This is a genomic window from Sphingobacterium alkalisoli, from assembly GCF_005049105.1.
GTDB lineage: Bacteria > Bacteroidota > Bacteroidia > Sphingobacteriales > Sphingobacteriaceae > Sphingobacterium > Sphingobacterium alkalisoli.
Map to the genome: position 1 here is coordinate 66,376 of NZ_SUKA01000010.1, position 16,719 is coordinate 83,094.

Here is a 16,719-nt window from a genome sequence, read left to right on the forward strand (position 1 = left end):
TATATTTTTGGCGATAACGTTAGATAAAAGAATACTTTTCAATGAGTGAACACTTACTTATTTTTTGTATTTAACAATTTAATAATTTGCATATCATAAAAAAAATGGTTTTTATTGTAAAATATTCACCTGAAGGCGCCGTTAAGGATATAGAATTTGAGATATGATTGCTGCTGATGATCATCTCAAGCCTCGGAATTAAAAGGAATATAATTTAAATGCAAATAAAATTTAACTTTTGTAACAAAATAGTATATTTGTTTTGATGAACGTTAAAATAACGTGTATTCGTGCTTATAAATTGAATTAAACATAATAATTAAACAACAGTAAAAATCTAAAAATTAGTAAAATGGCAAACGCACCAAAAACTACTGGCCCAGCAAAACAAGAAAGTGGCAACTCAAGTAATGTATTTGCAAGCTTATCAATTATCATCTGTTTTATACTTGGTTATCTTGTATGGAAATTTGTGATGGGTGATGCTTCAAACTTTATAGATGACAACCCAGAAAACCAACCGAAACCAGGTAACTACCTTGGTATGGTTTATCACGCCGGAGTTGTCGTTCCGATCCTTATTGGATTATTCTTGATGGTATGGGTTTTCTCTATTGAGCGCTTTATCGTAATCGGAAAAGCTTCAGGTACAGGAAATGTAGGAAACTTTGTAAGAAAAATCCAGGGATTTTTGAAAACTCAAAACATCGACGCTGCGGTTGCTGAATGTGACAAACAAAAAGGTTCTGTTGCTAACGTAATCAAAGCAGGTTTGTTGAAATACAAAGATGTAGAAGCAAACCCAGGTTTAGACGCAGAAAAATCAGCTTTAGCAATTCAAAAGGAAATTGAAGAGACGACTGCATTAGAGATGCCTATGTTAGAGAAAAACTTAAATGTTATCGCTACGTTAGTATCTATCGGTACATTGACGGGTCTATTAGGTACAGTAACGGGTATGATCAAAGCCTTCTCGGCATTGGCAACTGGTGGAGCTCCAGATTCAGCGAAATTAGCAAATGGTATCTCTGAGGCCTTGATCAACACAGCTACAGGTATCGCAACTTCAACTTTTGCGATTGTAATGTACAACATCCTGACTGCAAAAATTGACAAATTAACTTACTCTATTGATGAAGCTGGCTTCTCAATCGTACAGACGTACGCTGCGAACCACAAATAGGCTATCTTAAGTATTTTCATTTTTTTTATGGAAAATGAAAATCAATAGCATCATTAAATAAAGACAGAGTTGTTAATTAAATAAAACTAAAGAAATGGGTAAAGCAAAAGTAAAAAGATCCAGTACTGCGATCGATATGACTGCGATGTGTGACGTGTCTTTCTTGCTACTTACGTTCTTCGTTCTTACAGCTACAGCTAGGACGCCTGAGACATTAGTTGTTGATACGGCTCCATCTTATTCTCAAGCGAAATTACCTGATGGTAATTTAAGTGTCATCACCGTTGGTGATGAAGGGAAAGTGTTCTTCAGTATGAGTGATCCCAATGTACGCGAAGAGACGTTGAAAAATATGTCCAGTATTTACAAGATCAACTTCACGGCCGAAGAGTACGAGCAATTTAAGCTTAGTGAGGATTTTGGTGTTCCTATGAAAAACATGAAACAGTTGTTGGCTTTGGAATCAGGAGCGAGGACGGTGGAGCTTCAAAGCGGTGTTCCTGTGGACTCAACATCAAACCCGACAAATGAGTTGTTTCATTGGGTAAAGCAAGCACGTATCGCCTCGGCAAAGATCCTGAAAGATAGAGCTATAGTAGATAGCAAAGATCCAGATGATATCGAGCTGATGACGGTAGCGATCAAAGCAGATGCTGATGAGAAGTTCCCTAGCTTGAACTTAATTATTGAAACGTTACGTAATCAAAAACAGAACAAGTTCAGTTTTGTAACCGGACTTAAAGCTGATTAATATTAAAGAGATATGGCAGAATTAAATCAAGATTCCGGCGGCGGTAAAAAGGGTGGGAAAGTAAGGTCCAAGAAAAACGGAGGTAAGGTCGATTTAACCGCGATGGTAGACTTGGCGTTCTTATTGATCACATTCTTCATGTTGACGACTTCATTGAACAAGCCGCAAGCAATGGATGTTGCGATGCCTGATAAAAACGTTGAAACCGATAGAAATACCGATGTAAACGTGGATGAGCACCGTAGTGTGACCCTAGTATTGGGCTCGGATGATAAAATTGTATGGTACAATGGCTCAATAACAAGTCCAATTTATCCACCAGCTGTGATCGATTACAGTAAAGACGGTATTCGTGCGGTGTTAGCGCGTATGAAGGCAGAAGTTCCGAAAAAAGCAGGAGGAAAGGACGTAATCGTCGTTATTCGGCCGAGCGAACAATCCGTAACACGCAATATTATTGATGCGCTAGACGAAATGAAGATCGCTGACATTAAGCGTTACATGATTTCAAATCGTATCATGGCGGAAGAGATCGCGCTATTGGAAGAAGAAGGAATCTACAACGATTAGTTGCAGGATCCAACATAAAATCAAAAAGTTATGTTTGAAAAATTAAATATATTCAAAAGCGAGTGGCTCGATGTTGTTTTCGAAGGAAGAAACAAGGCCTACGGAGCATATGAGCTTCGTAAGCTAGGCCCTAAGGCGACTAACATTGCTTTAGCGATCGTGGCAGGTGTGGTTGCTGTGTTTAGCGCTACCCAGGTTTTCGATATCAAGCTATTCCCGAAAAGCGAGGCTCCCCAGGAGGAAATCGCTTTTACCGAAGAAGTAACATTGGAAGATCTTGTTGAGGAGTTACCTCCAGAGGAGGAACCACCTGTTGAAGAGGAGGCACCTAAGATTGCAGAATCTAAGCCAGCGTTAGATGTCGTGGCATTACCCGAGATCAAACCCGTACCAAAAGAAAAAGCTGTTGAAACAGAAGTAGCTACTGTAGAGGAAGCGACAGATAAGAAAAAGCTTATCGGTCCCACAGCAATGAAAGGGATGAAAGGTGGCGCCGTTACGACAGAAGGTAAATGGGGTACGAAAGATGTTGCTGGTGCAGCTACAGGTAGTACCAAAGGTGTTGAAGGTGGAACAGGCACGGGCGACGAGATTTTCACGGCCGTAGAAGTACAACCAGAGCCACCAGGCGGTTTAGCGGCCTTCCGTAAATGGATCGGTGATAACTATGCCTATCCTTCGGGAGCAATTGATGCCGGAGTAAAAGGCACCATACAGGTTTCTTTCGTCGTGGAAAAAACGGGTGAATTGACCGATATTAAAGTTGTTCGCGATTTATCATACGGCACTGGACAAGCGGCTATTAATCTATTGAAAAAGGCAAAAAAATGGAGTCCTGGTATTCAAAACGGACGTCCGGTACGCGTTGCTTATACCTTGCCAATTCGATTGGATTTAACCAATATGTAATTAGCGTGAAAATTCAATAATGAATAGTAATACAAAGTTTAGACAGAAATCGCCGACACAGCGATTTCTGTCTATTTTAGGCCTTTTCATGTTTTTAGTGTATTTCACGTTAGGCCTATTGATTATATTTTGGGATAAGTTTCCCTTAGAAATAGACGCACGATATAAGAATATGTTTGGTATATTGCTTATCGTATATTCTTTTATGCGCTTTATTCGGTTATTTCAAAATAACTTCACCCGTTAGGAACTTCCATAGCAGCGCTTGGAGTGAAAAAAGGAAGGATATAGGATTAATCTTTTTTCAAGTTTGCGAATCCTACTAGTATAATGGGAACTATATTTACAGCTCTTCAGCCATTAAGTTAAACCGTTCGGTTTATGGAAGCTGATAGAAAATATAGACACATCAATATAAAGAATTTTAGATGAAGGTAGTTAATTGGACTTATGCAGTTATGTTTCTTTCTTTTAGCTTGGCTGGTTGCGGTAATAGCGCTAATCAAGAGAGTCAAGCAAAAGAAGATAGCGAAGATGTACTAAAAGGAAGCTTGCAGGTGGGAGTTGATGAAACGATATTACCGTTGTTTCTAGAAAATAAGGATGTTTTTGAGAGTTCATATTATAATGCAACCATCGTTCCTCATCCGGCAGCTGAAGTGCGTGCAATCAATGCCCTGATAAAGGGTGAGACAAACTTTGCTGTGCTAACGCGCAAGCTGACACCCGAAGAAAGTAAATCTTTTGAGCAACGTTCTATTAAACCATTCATTTATCCGATTGCATATGATGGCATAGTTTTGGTAACAAATAATGCGAGCATAGATACTAGTTTTACCGTTGTAGACGTTATGGCCTTATTAAAAGGAGATAAAGCCAAAAATACGAAGCTAGTCTTTGATAATGTAAACTCGAGCGTGTTGCGTTATTTTAAACACTTAGGTGCCATCGAAAAAATAGCGAGCAACAATGTGGAAGCACTTACATCGTCCGAAGAGGTATTGCAAGAGGTTGCAGATAATGTGGATAAAATAGGAGCGATTAGTTTTAATCAGTATCTATATTTAAAAAGTTCTTTTAAGGAAATAGATAAAATTCGTATATTAAGCGTTTTAAATGATGAGGGGGGAAAGCATCGGTATGTGAAACCCTCTCAGGCGACTTTATCGACGGACGAATATCCGCTGAAAAGAGCAATTTTTGTATTAAACTACCAACCTAACTTTGGATTAGGAGTGGGTTTTTCGGCCTTCTTGACAGGAGATAGAGGGCAACGGATCGTGTTAAAGTCGGGATTGCTTCCCGCCACGATGCCTGGTCGAGAGATTATAATAAGAGATAGAATAAATTAGAAACAATAAAGAACACAAATAAAGTTATGACAAAAAGCAAATTATTTTTGAGTCTTTTAATGGCGGGGGCAGTAGTAGGTACTGCAAGTGCGCAAAGTTTAAAAGATGCTCAAGCGGCAATGGAGGCAGAGCAATACGATAAAGCTAAAGGTATTTTGCAGAATCTTGTGCAAAAGAAAGCCAAAGATGGCGAGAATTACTTTTACCTGGGCCAGGTTCATCTAATCAATGATAAGGTGGATTCAGCTGCGATCGTTTTTCAAGAGGGTTTAACCAATAGTCCAAAAGAGCAATTGAACAATATAGGACTAGGGATTGTAGATCTAGAAAAAGGAAATGTCGCCGCTGCGGAACAAAAATTTACGGCAGGAACTGCTGATTTAAAAAAGAAGGATTATCTACCACTATATTTTGTAGGTAGGGCTTATATTGATGCGCCAAAACCGGATTATACCAAAGCAATTGAGTATTTGACGCAGGCAAAATCGAAAAATCAGAAAGATCCCTTGATTCCGGTTGCCCTGGGGGACGCTTACGTTGGGTTGAATGAGAGTAGTCAAGCTTATGTTAACTATCGTGATGCGTTAAATATAGACCCAAACTTAATTAAGGCAAAGGTAGCTCAAGCAGTTATTACACGTCGTGCACAGGCTTATGATGTAGCTTTAGAGCAATTAACTGCATTAGCGGCAGAATACCCTACATTTGGTCCTATTTATCGGGAGCTTGCGGAAACACAATTGCAATTTGCCAAGCGTCTTCCTAATGAAACAGATGAGCAAAAGGCAACCTACGAAACGGAGATTGCTAAAGCGGTTACCAATTATAAGAAGTACTTAGAAGTAACGGGCGACAACTCGATCGATGCGCGTGTACGTTACGCAGACTTTTTGGTGTTTGGTCAGGAATACGCAGAATTGAAAACAGTGGCACAGCAATTGGAAAATGCGCCGGGTATCGATGCTAAAGTGTATCGTTATTTAGGATATATCGCCGTTAATCAGGATGAGGATTATCAAAAAGCAGTGGGTTACTTTGATAAGCTATTCGCAGAATCGGATACAAGTCGGTTAATTGATTATGATTATCTGTTTTCAGGCCTTTCGTATATTGAAACTGGAAATGTAGAAAAAGGATTGGCAAATCTGAAAACTGCTTTAGCCAAGAATGCAGAGATGATGCCGGAGATCGGATCTGCAGGTATGATTGCGTATGGACAAGGGAAATACGAAGTTGCATCTGGTATTTTTAATATTCCGGCAAGCCAAAAAGGCACCGATTATTTCTACGAGGCAAATTTCTTCTTAGGGGATTCAAATTTCCGTGCTGGTGTAAAGAAGAAAGAAAAAGGAGAAGATCCTGCGAAGGAATTCGATGCTGCACTGAAAGCGTTCGACGTTATTATCAAATCGAACGATCAAAAAGTTAACGACGAATATTTAGCACGTGCATTATATTTAACAGGTTATGTAAATATTTCATTGGATAATGTTAATCCAGAGGAAGCGGACCAATGTCAGGGTTTATTTGTTCCAGCATTTACGCAGCTGATTCAAGTCCTTAAAGACAAAGAAGCTGCTGGTACAGCCATTACGGATGTGGAGAAGTCTTATTTAGTAGATGCACACAACTACATTGGATATTACCAAATTACACAGGAGCAATATGATGCCGCAATGGAGTCATTCCAGAATACGGTGAAGTTATCTCCAGCAGATGAGTTTGCAAATGCATATATTGAGTATTTAGAAAGTTAATCCCTATTTGGGTAGTTAATGATAAATATCATAAGAAGGGGCTGTTTCAGTCCCTTTTTTTATTGGCAAAAATCCCTATCTTTGTTAAGACAACAACAATTAGAAAACTATGGAAAACCTACAGGGAGCAAGCCTTCCAGTCGATTACGTTCCTATTCTTATACAGCTGGCGGTTGCTGTGGGATTTGGTGTGTTTGCTATTGTAAGCACACACTTACTCGGTCCTAAAGTTCGTACAGAGAGTAAACTGGATTCGTTTGAATCGGGGATTAAAGTCATTGGAAATGCCCGTCAACCTTTTTCTATTAAGTATTTTTTGGTCGCCTTGCTGTTTGTGGTATTCGATGTCGAGGTTATATTTATGTACCCTTGGGCCGTTAATTTCAGGGAGTTCGGAGTAGAAGGTCTTATCGAGATGTTTATTTTCATGGGAATGCTCTTGGCGGGGTTCATCTATGTCATTAAGAAAAAGGCACTAGATTGGGATTAGAATCGTTATAAATAAAGATTAGCTTTTTTTTAGAAAGCTGAAAATTACTATTTTGTGGCTGATTCGATCAGCATAGTGAAGTAAACCGAATAACAATAACAGCATGAGTAACGTAAAGTTAGGAGAAACTCCTCCGGGAGTAGAGGGGGCAGGATTTTTTGCAACATCATTGGATAAAGCTGTAGGTCTGGCAAGGGCTAATTCACTATGGCCTTTACCTTTTGCAACCTCCTGTTGTGGGATTGAATTTATGGCTACCATGGGTTCCACATATGATTTGGCTCGCTTCGGAGCAGAGCGACCTAGTTTTTCCCCGAGGCAGGCAGATATGTTGCTCGTAATGGGCACTATTGCCAAGAAAATGGCGCCGGTTTTAAAGCAGGTGTATATTCAAATGGCAGAACCTCGTTGGGTGATTGCCGTCGGAGCCTGTGCTTCCAGCGGAGGTATTTTTGATACCTACTCGGTATTACAGGGTATAGACGAAATTATTCCGGTAGATGTATATGTACCGGGGTGTCCGCCTCGACCCGAAGCAATTCTAGATGGGGTACTACGACTTCAAGATATTGTAAAAAGCGAATCGCTTAATCGGAGAAATACCCCCGAGTATCAAGCATTATTAGAGAAATACGGAATTGTTACGCACAATGGATAATCAAAGTGTTTTAAATCGGCTAAAGGATAAATTTGGAGACCAGATTCAAAATCCCCTAGAACCACACGATCTTTTAACGGTAGAGACCTCCGTCGAAAGCATTATTGACGTATTACAGTTTGTTAAATCGGACGATCTACTCCAGTTTAGCTACTTGACGGATATTACGGCAGTACATTATCCAAATCAGGAAAAATCCTTTGCAGTTGTTTACCATGTGCACAATCTCTATCAAAATATACGTTTACGCATTAAAGTGTATATTGATGGACAAAATCCAGTTATTCCAACAGCTACGGTAGTTTGGCATGGCGCCAATTGGATGGAGCGGGAAACATATGATTTCTTTGGAATTATTTTCGAAGGACACCCGGATTTGCGACGTATTTTAAATATGGACGACCTAGGTGTTTTCCCCATGCGGAAGGAATATCCGTTAGAAGATCCGAATCGGGTAGATAAGAAAGATTTTTATTTTGGACGTTAGATCCAAGTTAATTTAAGAGTACAGATGAGTTTACCTATCACCGAAATAACAAGTAATAAGAGCGTTTTTGTTGATAATGATCCGCAAGATGAGTTAATCACCCTTAATTTGGGCCCCACCCATCCGGCGACTCACGGTGTCTTTCAGAATGTCCTTCAGATTGATGGTGAGCGCATAGTGAGCGGAGTTTCGACGATTGGCTATATTCACCGAGCATTCGAAAAAATTGCCGAGCATCGTCCGTTTTATCAGATTACGCCATTAACCGATCGTCTGAATTACTGTTCATCTCCTATTAACAATATGGGATGGCATATGACGGTAGAGAAGTTGCTACGCATTGAAATTCCAAAGCGCGTTCAGTACATGCGTGTAATCGTTATGGAGCTAGCGCGTATTGCCGATCATATTATTTGTAACGGTATTCTAGGTGTAGATACCGGCGCTTTTTCCGGATTTTTATATGTGATGCAAGAGCGTGAGTTTATCTATGAAATTTTTGAAGAGATCTGCGGTGCACGCCTGACAACAAATATTGGACGTATAGGTGGATTTGAACGCGATTTTAACGAAATCGCATTTTCAAAAATAGAAGAATTTATCACGCGATTCCCGGCAGTCTTAACAGAGTTTGAGGAATTGTTTGTACGCAATAGAATATTCATAGAGCGTACTTCCGGCGTAGCGGCAGTTACCCCGGAGGAAGCATTGAGCTACAGTTGGTCAGGGCCTATTCTTCGCGCAACAGGCGTAGATTACGATGTTCGTGTCGTTTCCCCTTATTGTTCGTACGAAGAGTTTGATTTTGAGGTGCCGGTGGGTACAAATGGCGATGTATACGACCGGTTTTTGGTTCGTAACGAAGAAATGTGGCAGTCGATGCGTATTATACGACAGGCGTTGGAAAAAATTTCCAAAGAGCCTTCGGGCGTTTTTCATGCCGATGTCCCAGAGTTTTACCTACCCCCAAAGGAGCAAGTGTACACCAATATGGAGGCGCTGATCTATCATTTCAAAATCGTGATGGGGGAGTGGGAAACACCGCAATCCGAAGTGTATCACGCCGTAGAAGGAGGTAATGGCGAGTTGGGTTTCTACTTAATTCATGACGGCGGTCGCACACCGTATCGCCTTCATTTCAGGAGACCATCCTTTATCAATTACCAAATGTTTGCACCTATGAGTAGCGGAATGTTGATTTCCGACGCTATTATTAACATGAGTAGTTTAAATGTTATTGCAGGAGAATTAGATGCTTAGTGTAAAAGAAAATCACCCCGTAGAGTTTTCTACTGAACTATTGAACAAGTTTGCAGAAGTCGCAAGTCGGTACCCAGAAGGCAAACAGAAATCTGCGCTTTTACCGGTCTTACATTTGGTGCAGGCGGAATACGGTTGGTTAAGTACAGACGCCATGGATAAAGTTGCCCAGTTCCTTCACATCGAACCGATCGAGGTGTACGAAGTGGCGACCTTCTATACGATGTATTTTTTGCGCCCGCAGGGAAAGTATAATTTAGAAATATGCCGTACCGGACCATGTTGTTTGGTCGGTGCAGAGCGCATTATGCAACATATAGAAAATACCCTTGGCATAAAAGAGGGTGAAGTCACATCGGATGGTTTATTTTCCTGGCGCGGAGTCGAATGCCTTGCCGCATGTGGTTATGGCCCGGTATTACAAATTGGACCAGACTACACTTTTTACGAAAACTTAACAGAACAAAGTGTCGCTCAATTGATTGAAACTTTGAAAAATAAAGCACAAACGGAAGCGTAATCATTATGGGTCGTAAGTTATTATTAGAACATATAGACGTTCCAGGCATCAATACCTTTGACGTATACCGACAACAGGGAGGGTATCGTGCGGTAGAGAAAGCGTTGAAAACCATGTCATCCGAGGATGTCGTAGAAGAAGTGAAAAAATCCGGGTTACGTGGACGCGGTGGGGCAGGTTTCCCGACAGGGATGAAATGGGGATTCTTGGCCAAGCCGGAAGGTGTGCCACGTTATTTGGTGTGCAACGGCGACGAGTCCGAGCCCGGTACATTCAAAGATCGTTATTTAATGACGCATATACCGCATCTTTTGATCGAAGGTATGATTGTGTCGAGTTTTGCCCTGGGAGCCAACACATCATATATATATATACGAGGTGAAATGATGCCGCAGATACGCATTGTAGAGCGCGCAATTGCGGAGGCGAAAGCCGCCGGATTTCTAGGGAAAAATATTTTAGGGACAGGATATGATCTGGAGATTTATGTTCAGCCTGGAGGAGGAGCCTATATCTGTGGTGAAGAAACAGCTCTGTTGGAGTCTCTAGAAGGTAAACGTGGCAATCCACGCATCAAGCCACCTTTCCCGGCGATTGCGGGACTCTATGGTTGCCCAACAGTGGTAAACAACGTGGAATCCATTGCTGCTACTGTTCCGATCATCAACGACGGAGGCGAAGAATACGCCAAGATTGGCATTGAAAGAAGTACCGGTACAAAATTAATATCCGCTAGTGGTAATATTGTACGACCTGGCGTATATGAAATAGACTTAGGACTTCCTGTAGAGGAATTTATCTATTCCGACGAATACTGTGGTGGGATTGCTAATGGTAAAAAGCTGAAAGCTTTGGTACCTGGCGGGTCATCGGTCCCGATCTTACCGGCAAATTTGATTTCAAAGACTATCAATGGAAACGCACGACTGATGACGTACGAATCATTGGCCGACGGCGGTTTTGCAACAGGTAGTTCAATGGGATCTGGCGGATTTATTGTTTTTGATGAAGATCAATGTATCGTTCGCAATACGTGGAATTTTGCCCGCTTTTATCATCACGAAAGCTGTGGGCAGTGTTCACCCTGCAGGGAAGGAACAGGTTGGATGGAAAAGATCTTGCATAAGATTGAAACAGGAAGAGGTAACATAGAAGATATTGATTTGTTGTGGGATGTGCAGCGCCGTATCGAGGGCAATACCATCTGTCCGTTGGGAGATGCCGCTGCCTGGCCGGTTGCAGCAGCTATTCGTCACTTCAGAGATGAATTCGAATGGCATATTACCCAGCCCCAGGAAGCACTCAGTAGGAATTATGGATTAGCACATTATGCAGATCCGGTTACACCCATAGTACAATAATATTAATAGCAGATACGATGGCTGAAGAAGAAGTAAAATTTACAGTAACGATTGATGGTATTCCGGTGAATGTAGCTCCGGGTACTTCTATTCTAAATGCCGCACGTCAGATTGGTGGGGATATCGTTCCTCCTGCGATGTGTTATTATTCCAAGTTGGAAGGCTCAGGAGGGAAATGCCGTACCTGTCTTGTAAAAGTATCCAAAGGTTCTGAGAAAGACCCTAGGCCAATGCCTAAATTAGTAGCCTCCTGTCGTACGACAGTGATGGACGGCATGGAAGTGCAAAATATTACGTCGCCCGAAGTGGTCGATGCGCGCAAAGGTGTTGTGGAGTTTTTATTGATCAACCATCCGTTAGATTGTCCTGTATGCGATCAGGCCGGCGAATGCAAGTTGCAGGATCTGGGCTATGAGCATGGTGCCGAGCAAACACGCTATGAGTTCGGACGCCGCACCTTCGAACGTATCGACATTGGAGATAAGATACAATTGCACATGAATAGGTGTATTTTATGTTATCGTTGTGTGTATGTCGCCAATCAATTGACTAATAAGCGGGAACATGGCATCTTACATAGAGGTGATCATTCCGAAATATCAACCTACATCGAGGAAGCATTAGATAACGATTTTATCGGAAATGTGATCGACGTGTGCCCTGTAGGTGCGCTTACGGATAAAACATTTCGATTCAAAAATCGGGTTTGGTTTACCAAGCCCGTCGATGCACACCGAGACTGCCCAAGCTGTTCAGGTAAGGTCACCTTATGGTACAAGGGCGCAGATGTACTTCGGGTAACAGGGCGAAAAGACGAATTTGGCGAAGTGGAAGATTTCATCTGTAATACCTGCCGCTTTGATACCAAACAGACTAACCAGTGGATATTGGAGGAGCCCACTAAGGTAGATAAAGAGTCGGTTATCAATTCAAATCACTATTACAACTTTAATCCACCTGCGGTTATCCAGGAAAATCCATCATTGCAAGAAGCAAATGAGGAACAATTAGCAAGAACTGAAAAATTAAAATAAGCACAGACGCGAAATGGAAGGAGCTTTTATTTTAGAAAAATTAATACTGGTTGTCATCATTTTTACCATTTCATTGGTAATAGCGATGTATTCCACCCTGGCCGAGCGTAAGATCGCAGGATTCATGCAAGATCGTTATGGACCCGATCGTGCTGGCTTGTTCGGCCTGTTGCAGCCACTTTGTGATGGAGGGAAGTTCTTTTTCAAAGAAGAAATTATTCCGGCAGGTGCCCATAAACCGTTGTTTATCATTGGTCCGACACTTGCTATTATCACCGCCTGTATTAGTTCTGCTGTGATACCATGGGGACAAAATCTCACGATTGGCGATCGCGTGGTAACCTTACAGGTAGCCGACATCAATGTAGGTGTATTGTACATATTTGGTGTAATCGCATTAGGTGTCTACGGTGTAATGATTGGCGGTTGGGCATCGAATAATAAGTTCTCGTTGATGGGGGCTATTCGTGCAGCCTCCCAAAGTATCAGTTATGAAATCGGAATGGGATTGTCCCTCATAGCCTTGTTGATGGTAACAGGATCTTTATCTATTGGCGATATTGTATCCCAACAGTCTGGTTTTGTAAATTGGAACATCTGGGTACAACCACTAGGATTTCTTATTTTTATGACCTGCGCATTCGCAGAATGTAATCGGGTTCCTTTTGACCTGCCAGAATGTGAAACGGAATTGATCGGGGGGTACCATACCGAATACTCGTCCATGAAATTAGGTCTTTATATGTTCTCTGAATATATCAATATGTTTGTTTCATCCGCGCTGATGGCTGCCTTATATTTTGGAGGATATAATTTCCCATTCATGTATGAAATGGGGCTGTCAGAAAACTGGATCACCATTATAGGCGTGTTGGTATTTTTCGCCAAAATATTCGCTTTTATCTTCTTTTTCATGTGGATCCGCTGGACATTACCGCGTTTTCGTTATGACCAGTTGATGAAATTAGGTTGGAAAATGCTGATTCCGCTGGCCATAGCCAATATTGTATTGACAGGAATAATTACTATTGTAAAGGATACTTATTTTAACTAGTTAAGAAGGGAGCAAGATGCAGTCGTTATCAAACAGAAAAAAAGTATTAGAGCAAAAGCCAATGAACTTTTGGGAGCGTATATATTTACCTGCCATCGCGAAAGGGCTTAGTATTACCTTGAAGCATTTCTTTAGGAAGATTCCTACGATAAAATATCCGGAGCAAATCCGGCCCTATTCGAAAAATTTCCGTGGTCAACATTCCCTTAAACGAGATGAAGAAGGAAGGGAACGCTGTACAGCATGTGGCCTATGTGCGCTATCATGCCCGGCAGAGGCGATTACAATGACGGCAGCAGAACGTCAAAAAGACGAAGAGCACCTCTACCGAGAGGAGAAATATGCTTCTGTTTATGAAATTAATATGTTGCGCTGTATTTTTTGCGGATTGTGTGAAGAAGCCTGCCCGAAGGAAGCTATTTACTTAGATGGTCCCCATGTTACGGCAGATTATCTACGTAAGGACTTTATCTATGGTAAGGACAAGCTGGTAGAGCCCAAAATAGATTTGATACAGTTAACACAGCAAAAATCATTATAAGATGTCCATATTCTACTTTGTCGCATTTTTGTCTATATTTTTTGCCTTGATGACGATCTTTGCAAAGAATCCAGTGCATAGTGTACTCTATCTCGTTATTACATTTTTTACGTTTACGGTGCATTATATTCTGTTAAACGCGCAGTTCTTGGCCGTTGTAAATTTCATCGTATATATGGGTGCTATCATGGTACTTTTCCTTTTTGTGCTCATGCTCTTGAACCTCAATAAGGAAAGCGAGCCCATGAAGTCCAATTTGGTCAAAATTATGGGAGCCATAGCAGGCATGAGTTTATTGGCAACACTTTTGGGCGCGTTTCGTGTGCTTGAAATCAACAACGATTACGTCACCGGCAATACAGATGTGGGGTTGGTCGAGAACCTGGGCAAGGTTTTGTTTGATGAGTTTTTACTGCCATTCGAGTTGTCCTCCCTGTTACTCCTTACTGCAATGATTGGAGCCGTTTTATTAGCTAAAAAAGAAACAAAAGAATCTAATGGATAGTGTCATTCAAACCATACAAGGAATACCATTAAATCATTATTTGATTTTTTGTAGCGTCATATTTTCCATCGGTGTAATTGGCGTACTGATTCGTCGGAATGTCATTATCATTATGATGTGTGTCGAGTTGATGCTAAATTCCGTCAACTTACTGTTGGCTGCGTTCTCAGCTTATCGAGGCGATGCAAGCGGTCAGGTGTTCGTTTTCTTCGTCATGGCACTCGCAGCTGCTGAAGTTGCAGTAGGTCTGGCAATCGTCATTATGGTGTACCGTAATACGAAATCAGTGGATATAGAATCATTAAGTAAACTACGTTGGTAATAATTAAGCACACCCGTATAATATGATAGAATTAGTTTGGTTAGTACCATTAAGCGCTTTAATAGGATTTATAATAAACGGACTAGGGCGGAACCTACTACCTAAGCCGTTGATCGGGATAATTGGTAGTGGCGCAATCTTTGTTTCCTTCGTGATCAGTTGCGTGTTATTTGGAGAAGTAAATGCAGCCCGTCAGGCAGGAGAAACAGGCGTATTCACCTATCATCTATTCGACTGGATTAGCGTGGGCTCGCTTAATTTTTCCCTTTCCTTCCTTGTCGATCCGCTAAGCGCTATTATGCTGCTCATCGTCACAGGGATCGGATTCCTGATACACCTGTATTCCATTAGCTATATGGCGCACGATGCCGGGTTTGGGAAGTTTTTTGCCTACCTGAATCTATTCGTTTTTTTTATGCTGCTTCTCGTGCTTGGATCCAATTACCTGGTCATGTTTATTGGATGGGAAGGGGTAGGACTGTGTTCTTACCTGCTCATAGGTTTTTGGTATAAAAACTCAAGTTACGCTTCCGCTGCAAAGAAAGCTTTCGTAATGAATAGAATAGGCGATCTAGGGTTCCTTATTGCCGTATTCTTTATCATCGCCACATTCGGCTCGTTAGAATTCAGCACGGTGTTAGGACAAGCCGCTCAAATGTCATCTGGTGATTCGACTTTATTGGTGATTACGCTGTTGTTATTTGTCGCTGCTACCGGAAAATCTGCACAGATTCCGTTATTTACCTGGCTACCGGATGCCATGGCAGGACCGACTCCCGTTTCCGCTTTGATCCATGCCGCTACGATGGTTACAGCAGGTATATATATGATCGCGCGATCCAACATTATGTTTACCCTGTCTCCCGTTACGATGCAGGTAATTGCCATTATCGGAGTCTGTACTGCGCTATTGGCCGCATTGGTTGCCGTAACACAAAACGATATTAAAAAAGTATTAGCTTATTCCACAGTTTCCCAACTGGGGTATATGTTTTTAGGATTAGGCGTAGGTGCTTTTACAGGAGCTTTTTTTCATGTATTGACACACGCATTCTTCAAGGCCTTATTATTCTTAGGCGCAGGTTCTGTCATTCATGCGATGGGCAATGAGCAGGATATGCGCAAGATGGGTGGACTAAAAAAGGCGCTTCCCGTCACCTACGGTACTATGCTGATCGGTACAATAGCCATCGCCGGTATACCCCCGTTGTCCGGATTCTTTTCGAAAGACGAAATATTAGCCTATGCATTTGCCCACAACCCCTTATTCTGGGGAGTAGGATTGCTCGCGGCACTCTGTACAGCCTTCTATATGTTTAGGTTACTCTATTTAACCTTCTTTGGTAAATTCAGAGGTACAGAAGAACAGCGCCATCACCTGCACGAGTCGCCTTGGCAGATGACTGTTCCGTTGATTATTTTGGCACTGTTAGCGGTAGGGGGCGGTTTGCTCAATGTTCCCGAAGCATTGCACGGGAGCCATTGGCTATCCAATTTCTTGACACCGGTATTCGCAGATAGCCAAGCCGTCGCGCAACCTTTCCATCTGGATCATACAACCGAATATATCCTAATGGGAATTTCATCGGTAGCAGCGCTTGTTATGGCTTTCGTGGCCTATTCAAAATATGTTAAACGGGAAGAGATTCCGCAAGAAGACGGACAACAACAGAACGCATTATACAACTTATCATATCGCAAATTTTATATTGATGAAATCTATGATGCGATAATTGTACGACCGCTGGATGCGTTGTCTAAGTTCTTCTATAAGATCGTCGATCGTGAAGCAATTGACGGTCTGGTCAACGGTATAGCAAATTTCTTTATTGTTTCGGGTAGAGGTATTCGGCAGTTACAGAGTGGCCATGTCGGATTTTATATTTTCATGATGGTAGTCGGCGTGATCGCTATCATGTTGTACGGATTGTTAAACCTATAGTTTAAAAAATAATTGAAGTAATC

General features: G+C 41.6%; 18 protein-coding genes. All 18 read left to right on the top strand.

The window, feature by feature from the left end; genetic code table 11:
• Window positions 1-352: 352 nt before the first annotated feature.
• The 18 genes from FAZ19_RS22080 (at window position 353) to nuoL (ending at window position 16,696) form a co-directional block, all read left to right on the top strand.
• Window positions 353-1,183, top strand: coding sequence for a MotA/TolQ/ExbB proton channel family protein (locus FAZ19_RS22080; RefSeq protein ID WP_136822945.1), 831 nt, complete (start codon window positions 353-355; stop codon window positions 1,181-1,183).
• 94 nt (window positions 1,184-1,277) lie between these two features.
• Window positions 1,278-1,934, top strand: a complete 657-nt coding sequence (locus FAZ19_RS22085) for an ExbD/TolR family protein (protein ID WP_136822946.1) — start codon at window positions 1,278-1,280, stop codon at window positions 1,932-1,934.
• Window positions 1,935-1,946: 12 nt separating this feature from the next.
• Complete coding sequence (locus FAZ19_RS22090; protein ID WP_136822947.1) at window positions 1,947-2,504, top strand: ExbD/TolR family protein; 558 nt, start codon at window positions 1,947-1,949, stop codon at window positions 2,502-2,504.
• 30 nt (window positions 2,505-2,534) lie between these two features.
• Complete coding sequence (locus FAZ19_RS22095; RefSeq protein WP_136822948.1) at window positions 2,535-3,413, top strand: energy transducer TonB; 879 nt, start codon at window positions 2,535-2,537, stop codon at window positions 3,411-3,413.
• 428 nt (window positions 3,414-3,841) lie between these two features.
• On the top strand, window positions 3,842-4,765 hold the full coding sequence (locus FAZ19_RS22105; RefSeq protein ID WP_136822950.1) for a PstS family phosphate ABC transporter substrate-binding protein: 924 nt from the start codon (window positions 3,842-3,844) through the stop codon (window positions 4,763-4,765).
• 26 nt (window positions 4,766-4,791) lie between these two features.
• Window positions 4,792-6,522, top strand: coding sequence for a tetratricopeptide repeat protein (locus FAZ19_RS22110; RefSeq protein ID WP_136822951.1), 1,731 nt, complete (start codon window positions 4,792-4,794; stop codon window positions 6,520-6,522).
• 109 nt (window positions 6,523-6,631) lie between these two features.
• Window positions 6,632-7,012, top strand: a complete 381-nt coding sequence (locus FAZ19_RS22115) for an NADH-quinone oxidoreductase subunit A (protein WP_136822952.1) — start codon at window positions 6,632-6,634, stop codon at window positions 7,010-7,012.
• Window positions 7,013-7,115: 103 nt separating this feature from the next.
• The gene (locus FAZ19_RS22120; protein WP_136822953.1) at window positions 7,116-7,670 is read left to right on the top strand and encodes an NADH-quinone oxidoreductase subunit B; all 555 of its coding nucleotides are present in this window, start codon (window positions 7,116-7,118) and stop codon (window positions 7,668-7,670) included.
• Window positions 7,663-8,157, top strand: coding sequence for an NADH-quinone oxidoreductase subunit C (locus FAZ19_RS22125; RefSeq protein ID WP_136822954.1), 495 nt, complete (start codon window positions 7,663-7,665; stop codon window positions 8,155-8,157). Before FAZ19_RS22120 ends, FAZ19_RS22125 begins: the two co-directional genes overlap by 8 nt.
• A 24-nt stretch (window positions 8,158-8,181) precedes the next feature.
• Window positions 8,182-9,417: an NADH-quinone oxidoreductase subunit D gene (locus FAZ19_RS22130; protein ID WP_136822955.1), complete on the top strand. Its 1,236-nt coding sequence runs from the start codon at window positions 8,182-8,184 to the stop codon at window positions 9,415-9,417.
• Window positions 9,410-9,937, top strand: a complete 528-nt coding sequence (locus FAZ19_RS22135) for an NADH-quinone oxidoreductase subunit NuoE family protein (protein ID WP_136822956.1) — start codon at window positions 9,410-9,412, stop codon at window positions 9,935-9,937. Before FAZ19_RS22130 ends, FAZ19_RS22135 begins: the two co-directional genes overlap by 8 nt.
• A gap of 5 nt (window positions 9,938-9,942) precedes the next feature.
• The gene (gene nuoF / locus FAZ19_RS22140; protein ID WP_136822957.1) at window positions 9,943-11,298 is read left to right on the top strand and encodes an NADH-quinone oxidoreductase subunit NuoF; all 1,356 of its coding nucleotides are present in this window, start codon (window positions 9,943-9,945) and stop codon (window positions 11,296-11,298) included.
• A gap of 17 nt (window positions 11,299-11,315) precedes the next feature.
• Complete coding sequence (locus FAZ19_RS22145; protein WP_136822958.1) at window positions 11,316-12,332, top strand: 2Fe-2S iron-sulfur cluster-binding protein; 1,017 nt, start codon at window positions 11,316-11,318, stop codon at window positions 12,330-12,332.
• 13 nt (window positions 12,333-12,345) lie between these two features.
• Window positions 12,346-13,386 carry an NADH-quinone oxidoreductase subunit NuoH gene (gene nuoH / locus FAZ19_RS22150; RefSeq protein ID WP_136822959.1) on the top strand — a complete coding sequence of 347 codons (1,041 nt, stop codon included), beginning with the start codon at window positions 12,346-12,348 and terminating at the stop codon, window positions 13,384-13,386.
• Window positions 13,387-13,402: 16 nt separating this feature from the next.
• Window positions 13,403-13,927, top strand: coding sequence for a NuoI/complex I 23 kDa subunit family protein (locus FAZ19_RS22155; RefSeq protein WP_136822960.1), 525 nt, complete (start codon window positions 13,403-13,405; stop codon window positions 13,925-13,927).
• Between the two features lies 1 nt (window position 13,928).
• Complete coding sequence (locus FAZ19_RS22160; RefSeq protein ID WP_136822961.1) at window positions 13,929-14,432, top strand: NADH-quinone oxidoreductase subunit J family protein; 504 nt, start codon at window positions 13,929-13,931, stop codon at window positions 14,430-14,432.
• Window positions 14,425-14,754 (top strand): NADH-quinone oxidoreductase subunit NuoK, encoded by a 330-nt coding sequence (gene nuoK, locus FAZ19_RS22165; RefSeq protein WP_136822962.1) that lies wholly within the window; start codon window positions 14,425-14,427, stop codon window positions 14,752-14,754. The genes FAZ19_RS22160 and nuoK overlap by 8 nt, the downstream gene beginning before the upstream one ends.
• A 22-nt stretch (window positions 14,755-14,776) precedes the next feature.
• Window positions 14,777-16,696 (top strand): NADH-quinone oxidoreductase subunit L, encoded by a 1,920-nt coding sequence (nuoL, locus tag FAZ19_RS22170; RefSeq protein ID WP_136822963.1) that lies wholly within the window; start codon window positions 14,777-14,779, stop codon window positions 16,694-16,696.
• Window positions 16,697-16,719 lie beyond the last annotated feature (23 nt).